This is a genomic window from Streptomyces sp. NPDC056061, assembly GCF_042266885.1.
Taxonomy (GTDB): Bacteria; Actinomycetota; Actinomycetes; order Streptomycetales; family Streptomycetaceae; genus Streptomyces.
This window is the reverse complement of record NZ_JBHJWQ010000005.1, coordinates 99,993-111,506: the sequence shown is the minus strand read 5'-3', so window position 1 is coordinate 111,506 and position 11,514 is coordinate 99,993. Positions and strand designations below refer to the sequence as shown.

Genomic DNA, 11,514 nt, shown 5'->3' with positions numbered 1-11,514 from the left:
TTTTTTTAATCCTCCGGCCACCCCCCACAAAAACAAATATATGTTCGTCGGCTGCTTCTGTTTTTTATAACAGCCGGGGGGGCTTTTGTCCTCGGGGCGCCGCCCCGGCGGGGGCGCCGCCACCGTGTCTCCCGCTCCCGTCCCGTTCCCCCGCTTCCCCCGCGATTCCTGGAGCCACCATGTCCCGCATCCCCCTGCTGTTCCGGCGCGCCGTTCTTCCGGCTCTCCTCTGTCTCGCCCTCGCCGGCTGCTCCTCCGGCGAAGCGGACGCCCCGTCCGCCGCGCACCAGGACGGGGCCGGCTCGTCCACCACGTCGGTGTCACCGGATTCCCCGCAGGGCGCCGAGCAGACTGAAGGGGAGGTTCCCGGGAAGGACGATTCCACCGCTCGGCCCGTCCGGGTCGGCATCCCGTCGATCGGGGTGAACAGCACGGTGATGCGGCTCGGTCTGAACGGGGACGGCACCGTGGAGGTGCCGCCCGCCGACAAGGGCATGACGGTCGGCTGGTACACGGGAAACCCCGCACCCGGCGAACGCGGAGCCGCCGTTCTCATCGGACACAACGACACCCGCTTCGGCAAGGCCGTGTTCCACGACCTGAAGAAGATCGCCAAGGGTGCGGACATCACGGTCCACAACGACGGCGGCGCCGAACTGCACTTCCGGGTCACCGGGACCGAGACCGTCAGCAAGAAGGCGTTCCCGACCGGGAAGGTCTACGGCGCCACCGACGAGCGTGCCCTGCGTCTCATCACCTGTGACGGCGCCTTCGACTCCCAGGGGCACCCGGTGGACAACCTCATCGTGTACGCCACCCGGAGCTGAGACCGGGACTTCGGCCGTGGACGGTTCATGAACTCCGCCGCCCCGGGCGGAGCGGTGGGGTCAGGCGGACGCCGCTGTCGTCCTGCTCGTGCGGGCCCACCGCACCGCGGGCCCGATCGCGACCGTGCCGGCCAGGAAGATCAGGCACATGGCGAGCCAGCCGAACGAGCCGTGGCGGATCACGAGGAAGGAAACCACTGCCGGTCCGACGGTGGCCTGAGCAACCATGTGGAGATGGAAGGCCCCCAGGTACTCCCCTTTCGCCGCCTCGGGGGCCGGCCCGAATCCGAGGCCGAATGCGCTCGACGACTGCCACAGTTCGGCAAAGGTGAAGAGGAGCACTGCCGCGAGTGCGAATGCCCCTGCGACCCATGCCGTGGTGATGTTGCCGACGACCAGGACGAGACACCCCACCACACTGATCAGACCGGCCTTGCGTGCCGCACCGACGGAGCCGTCCAGGGTCTCGGATCCCTTGGCGCACTTCACCTGGAAGAGCACGACCAGGATGGTGTTCAGCACGAAGACCACCGGAATGACACTGCGGGGAAGCTTGTCACGGGCCTTGACCCAAGGCCCACTGGATCTCCTCCCGCCACCAGGGACTCGGGCACACGAGCCGCGCCGTGGGCCTGGCCCTGCGGATCGCCGAGGACGAGCTGGACCTGCATCGCCTGGAGGCACACACCCAACTGGAGAACCTCGCCTCCCAGGCGGTCCTCCGCAAGCACGGATTCAGTTCCTGGGGCATCGCCCACGATCACTTCTACGCCGACGGCGCATGGCGCGACGAAGTGTTCTGGGAAAGGAAACTGGCCGGCGGGCCCGCCTCCTGAGCGCTGTCCCGTCCCCCTGGCGGGCACCCGGCGGCTGCGGCGCCGACACCCCTGCGGCCCTCACCCACCGGCAGCCCCCACTCCTGTGCGACGGCCACCGGCCGTCGCACAGGCATGTCCCGTGTCCGCGGGTGAGAGGCACGGTGTCCGGACCGTCCGCCGCCTCCGCCACGCGTCGGACCCGCCTGCGGAACGACGCCTGCTGCTCGTCGCGTACACATGGGCCCGCGACGGGCTGCGCGTGTCGGGGTCCGGCACCCCGGGCGCATTCCCGGTGGCGGCGGCCGGGGTGGGTCAGACCTCGTGGGCGGGAGGGCCGGTCCGGGGGCTTCGCAGTGCCAGGGCTGCCAGCGCCGCGGGGGCGCCCCTCGGCCCGCGGATGCCCGGGAAGGCATTGATGTCGACGACGACGGGCGCCCCCTCGCGGTCCAGCACGTCGACACCGTAGACGTCCAGGCCGAAGACCTCTCCCGTGCGGAGGGCGAGGCGGGTCCAGGACTGCGGAAGTTCACCGACCAGTGGTGCGGCCCGCGCACCGTCCGGAGGGGCGCCCACGGGCGCGGGGCGCACCCCCGCGAACACCTCTCCCGCGATCACCCACAGCTTGTGGTCCCAGCCGCTGTTCGCGACGAACTCCTGCAGAACGACGGGCTCGTCGGACCACTCGGCGGCAAGGTCCCGGAGCTCGACCGGGCCGTCCACACGGGCGACCAGGTCCGCGCGCCGGCTGTGGCGGCTCTTGACCATGAGCGGATAGCCGCTCTCCGGACGCTCCGCTCCGTCAAGGGCTTCGGACAGCGCGTCCAGGGTCCACGTCCTGGGCATCGGCAGGCCGGCACCCTCCGCCACGACGGCGGTCCGGCTCCGGTCCTGGCACAGCTCCGTGGCGTCGGCGGAGTTCACCACCCGGGCGCCGTGCGACTCGAGGAATCGGGCCAGCGCGAGTGCCCGGGGGGTATGGGCCTTGAGGAGGTAGACGTCGGCGAGATCGTCCGGGGGCACCGGTTCCGACGGGGATCCGGTTCCGATGTCCGGGTTCAGGAACGTCACCCGGTGCTCCGCCTCGGTCAGTACGGAAGCGGTTGCGGCGAGCAGCGGATGGTCCGGCTTGTCGGTCAGCAGACACACCCTCATCTCTGCGCGGCTCCCGGCACGGCTGCCAGCATGTCCGCCTCGGGGCCGGGGACGGGGTGCGGACGGGGCAGACCATGGGGAATCCGCGGCTGAGCGGGAATGAGCGGGGCCGGGGCGAGCACGGCCGTCCTGCCGGCACCGCCCGTCCGGGCCAGGTCGAGGACGGCTCCGGCCAGCCGGGATACGGCATCGGGTACCTGGCGGAAGCTCGGGAAGTCGTTGATGTCGACGATCACGGGACCGTCGGGTCCGAGCACCACGTCGACGCCGTACAGATCGAGGCCGAAAGCCGCTCCCACCTTCGCCGCCGCTGCGGCCACCTCGGCGGGCAGCGGAACGGCTCCTTCGTCGAGCGGCCCGTCCGGGTGGAGCGGGGAGCGGCGCAGGGTCGCGTGGAATTCGCCCGCGAGACAGTAGACCTTCAGGTCGGAGCCGGAGTTGGGCACGTAGGGCTGTGCGACGAGTTGCCCCTCCCCCGCCTGCTCCGTCTCCGCCAGCCGCCCGGGGTCCGACACGAGCCGCACGCCGCGCCCCGAGCTCCCGTCGGCGGGCTTGATCACCAGGGGGAAGAGCTCCTCGGGAACGTCGGCGAACAGCGTGGCCCTCGGTGCCGCATAGGTCACCGGAACCGGCAGCCCGTGCTGTCGCGCGATGACGGAGGTGAGGACCTTGTCGCGCACCGCGCGGATCGACCGCGCGTCGTTCACCGTGGTCAGGCCCACGGCCGCCGCGGCCTCCAGCAGGCTGAGCCCGGGGCCGCCGGACACGGTCTTGAGCACCCAGGCGTCATGGGTGCCCGCCCGCACCTCTTCCGAGATCCGCAGCAGTGAGCTGCCGGGGCACACCACGTCCACCTGGTGTCCCCACGATGACAGTTGCCGGACCACGTCAAGCGGCATGCTGTCATGCCGGTACAGCTCTTCGACGAGGAAGCAGAGCTTCATCCCAATACCCCTCGGTGCCCCATGACTGAGGGCACAACGATGCCTTGCAGTGCTCTTCCGAACACCGCCAAAGGGGCAACGCTACGTCACGCTCAGCCCAAAGTAGCGGCCACCGGGGGTTACTGATGGTGCGTTGCCTCATCCGAACAGCTCTCCGTCGGGCGCGGCCGCGGAGCGGATGGCCTCGCACAGCCGAGCCCGCCCCGGGGCACAGAACACGGATCTGTCCTGCGGAACCGGCGGCGTGGCGTGCCACGGGCCCACGCGCGCCCGTTGCACGAAGGGGACGGGTCGGGCAAGGCCACCCGTGGGCACGGTGGACTCCGTCGGGGCCGCGAGGGCGTGTCGGGAGCGTCGTCGTGTTCGCCCGGCCCGATCTCGTGGCGCAGGTCGAGCGGTGTGCCGGACTTGGACGACCATCGTGAGGCATCCGGACCGAAGTCGAGTGCGAGCCGGTTCCGGACGATGTTCTGGGAGCGCACGCGTGGTGTTGAGACAGCAGGCCGGGCCGCGGCGATCCGGGGCTCGGCGGCCTGCACCCGGCCGACGTGATTCGCATCGGACCGGGCGGCCCGCCTGACCAGCTGGAGCATCATGGGGCCCGCCGCAATCCGTGGCGGGCTTCATGACATTCCCGGAATGCCATGAGGCTGGTCGACCCGACTCGATGTCGGATTGACCAGCCTCATTCGGTCGCTTGACCATGGTGTCCGAGGGGGGACTTGAACCCCCACGCCCGATAAAGGGCACTAGCACCTCAAGCTAGCGCGTCTGCCATTCCGCCACCCGGACTAGGTGATCGGCCCCGGTCTCCCGCGGCGACATGGAAAACAATACCAGGGGTTCCGGGTGCCTCTCACCCACGTTTCCGGTGGTCAGTGCGGTGCGGCGGGCTCGTCGGGTCCGGCCGGCACCGGGACTCCCGCCATCCGCACGTTTCGCATACGCACGCTCACCGACGGTGTCCGCGGGTCGTGCGGCGGGGCCCTTCGTCGTCGGCGCCCACAGCCGTCCCGGCGCCCGCGGTCCTCCTCGCGCCGAGGGTGCGAGGAGGACCGCCCGCTGCGGTCAGCAGCCCTTGCGGCGCAGTGAGTGCAGGTGGGCGGCCGAGCGGCGGGCGGTGGTGAAGGCGTCGACGATCGGCTGGTCGTGCTCGACCTGCCAGTGGTGGTCGCGGCGGCCGCCGTGCGTCCGGGTGACGGCGTTCAGGAAGCCCCGGTAGTCGATGTCGCCGTCCCCGACGTCGACCATGCGGTACCCGTCGCGCGCCGTCTCGTCGTGCTCGCCGTCCTTGACGTGGAAGAGCGGGTAGCGGTCGGGGTGCCTCAGTACGTAGTGCAGCGGGTCGAAGGTGTCCGGGGTGCCGTCCGCCCGCCTGCCGAACCGGTACTGCCCCACGTACGCCCAGTAGATGTCCATCTCCAGGAAGACCAGGTCGGGGTCGGTCTCGGCGAGCAGCACGTCGTAGAGGCGGACGTCGGGCCGGTCGGTGGCGAAGGAGAACTCCTCGGCGTGGTTGTGCTGGTAGAACTTCATGCCGCGCGCCCTGGCCGCGGCCCCGTAGCTGTTGAAGTCCTCGGCGGCGCGCTTCCAGGCGTCGACGGTCGATCCGTACCGGAACGGGCCGGAGGCGGTGCCTATGTGCGTGAGGCCGAGGGTCTGGGCGTCGTCGAGTACCTGGGTGAGGTTCTGCGCGAAGGTGTACGCGTTCGGGTTGTTGTCGTCGTGGTAGCCGACGTGGCTGCCGATGCCGCGCAGGCCGTGGTCGTGGGTGAGCCGCTTCAGCCGGTCCAGGGTGATGGGGCCGGCGGAGCCCTGGGTGTACCCGGCGTATTCGACCTCGTCGTAGCCGTACGCCTCCAGTTCGGCGAAGACCTTGCCGAAACCGAGGGTCGCGACCTTGTCGCGGAGTGTGTAGAGCTGGATGCCGAGGCGTCCGGGCGGCAGCAGTGGTTGTCCGTGGGGCTTGTCGTGGGCGGAGGCGTTCGGGGCGGCGGTGCCGAGGAGCGCGGCGGCGGTGGCTCCGGCGGCGACGCCGAGCAGGGAACGCCTGCCGAGCCGGTGGGCGAGTTCTGCGTCGGCCGAGGTGCGGCGGCTCATGGAGGGACTCCTTCGGGGAGGCGGGGATCGGGACGTCGTCAGTGCAGTCCGGCGAGTTCGAGGAGCAGGGACTTCACTTCGGTGGCCCGGACGGGGCCGGTGAACGCGCGGGGGGTGGAGCACAGGATGAGCGGTCCTTCGTCTTCGCTCGTGGGCAGGCGGCCGTGGCTGCCGCGAACCGGGGACGGGTCCAGGGGAACGACCGCCATGCGGTAGCGCATGCCGAGTTTCTTGCGGGCCACGGCGGTCGCCGCCCTGACCCGGACGTAGGGGTCCTGGGGGTCGAGGAAGAGTTCGACGGGGTCGTAGCCGGGTTTGCGGTGGATCTCGACGAGCTGCGCGAAGTCGGGCGCACGGGCGTCGTCGAGCCAGTAGTAGTACGTGAACCAGGCGTCCGGGTCGGCGACGGCGACCAGTTCCCCGGACCGGGGGTGGTCCAGGCCGTGGGTCTTCTTGCCCTCGTCGTCGAGGAGCTGCTCGATGCCGGGGAGGTCCCTCAGAGCCTCGCGGGTGGCTTCGAGGTCTTCGGGACGGCGCACGTAGACGTGGGCCAGTTGGTGGTCGGCGACGGCGAAGGCCCGGGAGGCCATGGGGTCGAGGTACTCCATGCCGTCCTGGGTGTGGACCTCCAGGAGGCCGGCGCGGCGCAGGGCGCGGTTGATGTCGACGGGCCGGTCGACACGGGTGATGCCGTACTCGGAGAGGGCGACGACCGTGCGGCCCCGGCGGCGGGCGTCGTCCAGGAGGGGGGCCATGGCCCGGTCGAGGTCGGCCGCCGCCCGGAACGAACGGGGGTCGTCGGGGCCGTAGCGCTGGAGGTCGTAGTCGAGGTGCGGGAGGTAGCACAGGGCCAGGTCGGGGTTGCGGGTCTCCAGGATGTGCCGGGTCGCGTCGATGATCCATCGGGAGGAGACGAGGCCGGCGCCGGGGCCCCAGAAGTGGAAGAGGGGGAAGGTGCCGAGCTTCTCGGTGAGTTCGTCGTGCAGGGCGGGCGGCCGGGTGTAGCAGTCGGGTTCCTTGCGTCCGTCGGCGTAGTAGACGGGGCGGGGGGTGACGGTGATGTCGGTGTCGGCGCCCATCGCGTACCACCAGCAGATGTTGGCGACGGTGTAGCCGGGGTGGGCGCGGCGGGCGGCGTCCCAGAGCTTGTCCCCGGCGACCAGGCCGTTGTGCTGGCGCCAGAGCAGGACGTCGCCGAGCTCGCGGAAGTACCAGCCGTTGGCGACGATGCCGTGCTCGGCCGGGGTGGTGCCGGTGAGGAAGGTGGACTGGGCGGCGCAGGTGACGGCGGGGAGCACGGTTCCCAGGGGTGCGCGGGTGCCGGAGCGCCCGAGGGCCTTGAGGCGGGGCATGTGTTCCAGGAGGCGCGGGGTGAGACCGACGACGTCGATGACGAGGAGGGGGGTGGGTGCGGCGGGGGTGCCGGGTCGCTCGGCTGCGGTCACGGCAGCTCCTTGAGGCCGAGGTCGGTCAGGAGGTCGCGGGCGAGGGTGAGTTCGGCGGCGATGCCGTCGGCGAGCTGGGCGCGTGAGCGGGGGCGCAGTGCGGCCGGGAGGGCCTGCCAGGTGTAGGTCTCGACCTCCAGGTGAGCGGTGCGGGGGTGCGGGCCGCCGACCAGTCGGGCCAGGGCGGACCGGAGCACCGGGAGGGTGGAGGTGAGCGGCGGTGCGGGGGGTGCGTGCAGGGGGACGTGGAAGTGGGCGCGCCAGGGGGCGGTGTCGGGCAGGGCCGTGCCGGTGAGGGCTTCGTCGAGGTCGTCGGTGCCGTGCAGGCCGGTCGGGGAACGGGTGCGGGTCTGGTGGAGGAAGCGGGGCTCGGCGAAGGCGGCGAGGGCGGCGCGCGTTCCGGGGAGGTGGGGGTGTTCGGCGTGCAGGGCGGCCGAGAGCTGTGCCTTGGCGATGCGGATGCCTGCCGTGTCCAGGGCGTCGACGGCGGTGTCGGGGTCCTCGAAGGAGGTCGCCAGGTGGCAGGTGTCGACGCAGATGCCGATGCGCGGGTGTCCGACGTCGGTGAGGGGGGCGAGGGCGTCGGTGGTGGTCTCGACCGTGCAGCCGGGTTCGGGTTCCAGGCCGATGCGGATGGACTTGCCGGTGAGGTCGGCGAGTGCGTCGAGGCGTCGGGCGAGGGTGGTGAGCGCGGTGCGGGCCCGTTCGGCGGCGTGGGGGTCGGTGGCGTAGGGGGTGCGCCAGGCGAGCGGGAGGGTGGAGATGCTGCCTTCGGCGACGTCGTCGGGGAGGAGTCCGGCCAGGAGCCGGGCGAGGTCGGTGGTGTGGGCGAGCCGCTCGGGGTCCGTCCAGTCCGGCGTGTACACGCGGTACTTGACCTCGTCGGCGCCGAAGCCCTGGTACGGGAAGCCGTTGAGGGTGACGACCTCCAGGCCGCGACGGTCGAGTTCGGCGTGCAGGGAACGCAGCTCGGACGGATCGTCGACGAGGGTGCGGGCGGCGTCCGCGGCGAGCCAGAGACCGATGCCGAGCCGGTCGCGGCCGAGCCGTCGGCGGACGGGTTCGCAGTGGTCGCGCAGTTGGGCGCGGACGCCTTCGAGGGTTTCGGCGGGGTGGACGTTGGTGCAGTACGCGAGGTGGACGGTGGAGCCGTCCGGGTGGCGGAAGCGCATCGCCTCACTCCCCGCCGCGCAGGACGGAGTTGCCCTCGTGGAGCGGTCCGGGCGCTGCGGTGTCGAGCTGGAGGCGGCCGCTCCGGCCGTAGAAGGCGACGGGGTTGCGCCAGAGCACCCGGTCCACGTCGTCCTCGCCGAAGCCGGCGGCGAGCATCGCGTCGCCGACCTTGCGGGTCTTGAGCGGGTCGCTGTTTCCCCAGTCGGCGGCGGAGTTGACCAGGACCCGCTCGGTTCCGTACGCCTTGAGGATCGCGACCATGCGGTCCTCGTCCATCTTGGTGTCGGGGTAGACGGAGAAGCCCGCCCAGCAGCCGCTGTCGAGGGCGTCCTGCACGGTCGTCTCGTTGAGGTGGTCGAGCAGGACGTGTTCCGGGGGAAGGTGGGATTCGCGGACGACGTCGAGGGTGCGGTGGAGTCCGGCGAGCTTGTCGCGGTGCGGGGTGTGCACGAGGGCGGGCAGGGCGTGGTCGGCGGCGAGCTGGAGCTGGGCGGCCAGCGCGGTGTCCTCGGCGGGGGTCATCGAGTCGTAGCCGATCTCGCCGACGGCGACGACGGAGTCCTTGACGAGGTAGCGGGGCAGGGCATCCAGGACGGGGGTGCAGCGGGGGTCGTTCGCCTCCTTGGGGTTGAGGGCGAGCGTGCAGTGGTGGGCGATTCCGTGCTGGGCGGCGCGGAAGGGTTCCCAGCCGAGCAGGGCGTCGAAGTAGTCGAGGAAGCTGGCGGGCGAGGTGCGGGGCTGGCCGAGCCAGAAGGAGGGTTCCACGAGGGCGCGTACGCCCGCGTCGTACATCGCCCGGTAGTCGTCCGTGGTGCGGGAGGTCATGTGGATGTGCGGGTCGAAGATGCGCATCAGGACTCCTCCGTGGGGGCGGCGGGGCCGGGGGCGGTGAGATCGAGAACCCGGGTGAGATCGGTGGGGACGCGTCGGCCGGCGGCGATGCGTTCGGCGGCGAAGTCGCCGAGCATGCGGGCGAGTTCGGCGTCGCCTCGACAGCGTGGGGCCAGTTGGTCGACGGCGTCCGCGGGGACGCCGGTGAAGAGGCATTTGAGGACGGCGTGGCGCCAGTCGTGCGGGGCGAGGTGGGTGGCGGCGTACGGGCCGACGGCTGCGGCGATCAGCCGGGTGTCGTTGGTGCGCAGGGCGTCCTCGACGAGCGGGAGGGCGCTGCGGCCGAGGTCCAGCAGGTGCAGCGCGCTCAGGACGGCGCGCCGTTCGGCGGCGGTGCCCTGCTCGTAGAGCCGGGTCACGGTGGGCAGCGCGGCGCATGCCTCGACGAGCAGCAGGGCGCGTACGGAGTCGGCGTGCTCCGGTCCGCAGTGCCGGCCGGCGGTGGCGTATCTCAGTTCCCACGGAGGGACGCCGAGGGGTCCGATCGGCCGGTCGGTGTTCTCGTGGGCGGCGGCGTGTTCGGCCTCGGCGAGTGCCTCGTCGAGCCAGGCGCGTGCGGCTCCGCCGAGCCGGGCGTCGAGTTCTTCGCGGGTCAGCAGCGGTGTGATAGGCGGTGTCGTCCCCGGGGTGCTCGCCGGAGTCGGCGGCTTCGTCGGCATGGCGTGGGTCCCTTCGGCGGTTCAGCGGCTCGACGGGCCGTGCGTGCGGAGGAACTCGACGGACCTGCGGGCGAGTTCGGGACCGGCGTGGGAGTGGCGGGGCAGTTCGACGACGGTGAGGCCGCGGTAGCCGGTGTCCGGGAGTCCGTCCAGTGCGTCGAGTGCGGCGAGTACGGGTGGGAAGTCGATCTCCCCCTCGCCGAACGGCAGGTGCTCGTGGACGCCGCGGCGCATGTCCTCGATCTGGACGTGGCGCAGCCAGGGTGCGGCGGCCCGGGCGCAGTCGGCGGGCGGGTCGGGCTCCAGGCACTGGCAGTGGCCGATGTCGAGGGTGAGTCCGAGCGGTTCCGGGTCGTCGCTGAGCGCGCGCAGGTGGTGGAAGTCGGCGAGGGTGGCGAGGAGGTGGCCGGGCTCGGGTTCGATCGCCAGGGGGATGCCGGAGCGGTCCGCGGCGTCCAGGACGGGGGCAAGGGATGCGGTGAGCCGCCGCCATGCGGTGTCGGGGGTGGTGTGCGGCGGGGTGGTGCCGCTGAAGCAGTGCACGGCGTGGGCGCCGAGGTCGGCGGCGATGTCGACGGCCCGGACGAGCAGCCGGGTGCGGGCGGCCCGGCCCTCGGGGTCCGGGTCGAGGAGGGAGGGTCCGTGTTTGCGTCGGGGGTCGAGGACGTAGCGGGCGCCGGTCTCGACGGTGACGCCGAGGCCGAGTCGCCGGAGCACGGACGCCACGTGGCGGGTGCGGGCGGCGAGGTCCGGGGCGAGGGGGTCGAGGTGCATGTGGTCGAGGGTGAGGCCGACCCCGTCGTAGCCGAGGTCGGCGAGGAGTTCGAGGGCGTCGTCCAGGCGGAGGTCGGTGAGCCCGTTGGTGCCGTAGCCGAGGCGGATCGTCATGTGGGGCTCACCTTCCGGGCGAGGGAGCGGGCGAGCGGGACGAGTCCCATGACGGCGAGTCCGGTGCCGGCCGCTCCGGCGCGTGCGGCGAGGGCCGCCTGGAGCGGGATCATCGCCCGGATGCCGCCCCCGACAGCACGCCGGGTGAGCGGCGGGGAGGGGTTGAGGGCGGCGTGCAGGAGGGGGTGTCCCGCGGTGCCGAGGTAGGAACCGGTGAGTGCGGTGGCCAGGAGGCGCGGGGCCGCGGGTGCGAGGGGGCGGGACGGGCGGTGCCGCCGGCCCGTGGACGGACGTGCGGCGTGTGCCGTCTCCGGTGCCGTTGTCCCGGTTCCGCGTGGTGCGTGCCGTTCGCGCAGGACGGTGGTGGCGAGGGCGGCCGTGGCGGCGAGTGCGGCGAGGGGTGCGGCGGTGGATCCGCCCCGTGCCTCGTGCCGGGAGACGGCGGTGACGGCGTAGGTGTGCGCGCCGAGCAGACCGGCGGCGGGCAGGGCCGCGCGTACCGGGCCGGGACCCGGCCGTGGGGGGGCGGCCCCGCCCGGGGGCGGGGGCGCCCCCCGGCCCCCCGCGCGGGGCCCCGGCCCGGGCCCCCCGCCCCGCCCCCGGCCCCCCCCCCCCCC

The 11,514-nt window shown here is 72.3% G+C and carries 11 protein-coding genes, 1 tRNA gene and 1 pseudogene; 2 read left to right on the top strand and 11 right to left on the bottom strand.

What is annotated here, in order from left to right:
- The first annotated feature begins 179 nt into the window (after positions 1–179).
- The gene (locus ACFC79_RS10470; RefSeq protein ID WP_376237775.1) at positions 180–827 is read left to right on the top strand and encodes a class F sortase; all 648 of its coding nucleotides are present in this window, start codon (positions 180–182) and stop codon (positions 825–827) included.
- 60 nt (positions 828–887) lie between these two features.
- Here the strand turns inward: ACFC79_RS10470 and ACFC79_RS10465 are convergent, their stop codons facing one another.
- The gene (locus ACFC79_RS10465; protein WP_376237772.1) at positions 888–1,349 is read right to left on the bottom strand and encodes a hypothetical protein; all 462 of its coding nucleotides are present in this window, start codon (positions 1,347–1,349) and stop codon (positions 888–890) included.
- A 62-nt stretch (positions 1,350–1,411) separates the two neighbouring features.
- On the opposite strand from ACFC79_RS10465, the gene ACFC79_RS10460 reads away from it, so the two are divergent.
- Positions 1,412–1,663 (top strand): GNAT family N-acetyltransferase, encoded by a 252-nt coding sequence (locus ACFC79_RS10460; protein ID WP_376238294.1) that lies wholly within the window; start codon positions 1,412–1,414, stop codon positions 1,661–1,663.
- A 294-nt stretch (positions 1,664–1,957) separates the two neighbouring features.
- Here ACFC79_RS10460 and ACFC79_RS10455 read toward each other — a convergent pair whose 3' ends face one another.
- The 10 genes and pseudogenes from ACFC79_RS10455 to ACFC79_RS10410 all read right to left on the bottom strand — a co-directional run.
- On the bottom strand, positions 1,958–2,797 hold the full coding sequence (locus ACFC79_RS10455) for a RimK family alpha-L-glutamate ligase (RefSeq protein WP_376237770.1): 840 nt from the start codon (positions 2,795–2,797) through the stop codon (positions 1,958–1,960).
- Entirely contained in the window at positions 2,794–3,741 is a 948-nt protein-coding gene (locus ACFC79_RS10450; RefSeq protein ID WP_376237767.1) for a RimK family alpha-L-glutamate ligase, read from the bottom strand. Before ACFC79_RS10450 ends, ACFC79_RS10455 begins: the two co-directional genes overlap by 4 nt.
- 704 nt (positions 3,742–4,445) lie before the next feature.
- A tRNA-Leu gene (locus ACFC79_RS10445) sits at positions 4,446–4,533 on the bottom strand.
- A 276-nt stretch (positions 4,534–4,809) separates the two neighbouring features.
- On the bottom strand, positions 4,810–5,841 hold the full coding sequence (locus ACFC79_RS10440) for a sugar phosphate isomerase/epimerase family protein (RefSeq protein ID WP_376237764.1): 1,032 nt from the start codon (positions 5,839–5,841) through the stop codon (positions 4,810–4,812).
- A 38-nt stretch (positions 5,842–5,879) separates the two neighbouring features.
- Complete coding sequence (locus tag ACFC79_RS10435) at positions 5,880–7,286, bottom strand: nucleotide pyrophosphatase/phosphodiesterase family protein (protein WP_376237761.1); 1,407 nt, start codon at positions 7,284–7,286, stop codon at positions 5,880–5,882.
- Complete coding sequence (eboE, locus tag ACFC79_RS10430) at positions 7,283–8,458, bottom strand: metabolite traffic protein EboE (RefSeq protein ID WP_376237760.1); 1,176 nt, start codon at positions 8,456–8,458, stop codon at positions 7,283–7,285. The genes ACFC79_RS10435 and eboE overlap by 4 nt, the downstream gene beginning before the upstream one ends.
- A 4-nt stretch (positions 8,459–8,462) precedes the next feature.
- The gene (locus ACFC79_RS10425; RefSeq protein ID WP_376237758.1) at positions 8,463–9,311 is read right to left on the bottom strand and encodes a TatD family hydrolase; all 849 of its coding nucleotides are present in this window, start codon (positions 9,309–9,311) and stop codon (positions 8,463–8,465) included.
- Positions 9,311–10,009 (bottom strand): EboA domain-containing protein, encoded by a 699-nt coding sequence (locus ACFC79_RS10420; RefSeq protein WP_376237756.1) that lies wholly within the window; start codon positions 10,007–10,009, stop codon positions 9,311–9,313. Before ACFC79_RS10420 ends, ACFC79_RS10425 begins: the two co-directional genes overlap by 1 nt.
- A 21-nt stretch (positions 10,010–10,030) precedes the next feature.
- Entirely contained in the window at positions 10,031–10,897 is an 867-nt protein-coding gene (locus tag ACFC79_RS10415) for a sugar phosphate isomerase/epimerase family protein (RefSeq protein ID WP_376237753.1), read from the bottom strand.
- A pseudogene (locus ACFC79_RS10410) lies at positions 10,894–11,514 on the bottom strand (prenyltransferase); the annotation flags it as partial. The pseudogene ACFC79_RS10410 and the gene ACFC79_RS10415, both read right to left, overlap by 4 nt.

Excerpts from the sequence above, each read along its gene's own strand:
- ACFC79_RS10470 (WP_376237775.1), top strand. The coding sequence starts at position 180 with ATGTCCCGCATCCCCCTGCTGTTCCGGCGCGCCGTTCTTCCGGCTCTC.
- ACFC79_RS10455 (WP_376237770.1), bottom strand. The coding sequence starts at position 2,797 with ATGAGGGTGTGTCTGCTGACCGACAAGCCGGACCATCCGCTGCTCGCC.
- ACFC79_RS10450 (WP_376237767.1), bottom strand. The coding sequence starts at position 3,741 with ATGAAGCTCTGCTTCCTCGTCGAAGAGCTGTACCGGCATGACAGCATG.
- ACFC79_RS10440 (WP_376237764.1), bottom strand. The coding sequence starts at position 5,841 with ATGAGCCGCCGCACCTCGGCCGACGCAGAACTCGCCCACCGGCTCGGC.
- eboE (WP_376237760.1), bottom strand. The coding sequence starts at position 8,458 with ATGCGCTTCCGCCACCCGGACGGCTCCACCGTCCACCTCGCGTACTGC.
- ACFC79_RS10425 (WP_376237758.1), bottom strand. The coding sequence starts at position 9,311 with ATGCGCATCTTCGACCCGCACATCCACATGACCTCCCGCACCACGGAC.
- ACFC79_RS10420 (WP_376237756.1), bottom strand. The coding sequence starts at position 10,009 with ATGCCGACGAAGCCGCCGACTCCGGCGAGCACCCCGGGGACGACACCG.
- ACFC79_RS10415 (WP_376237753.1), bottom strand. The coding sequence starts at position 10,897 with ATGACGATCCGCCTCGGCTACGGCACCAACGGGCTCACCGACCTCCGC.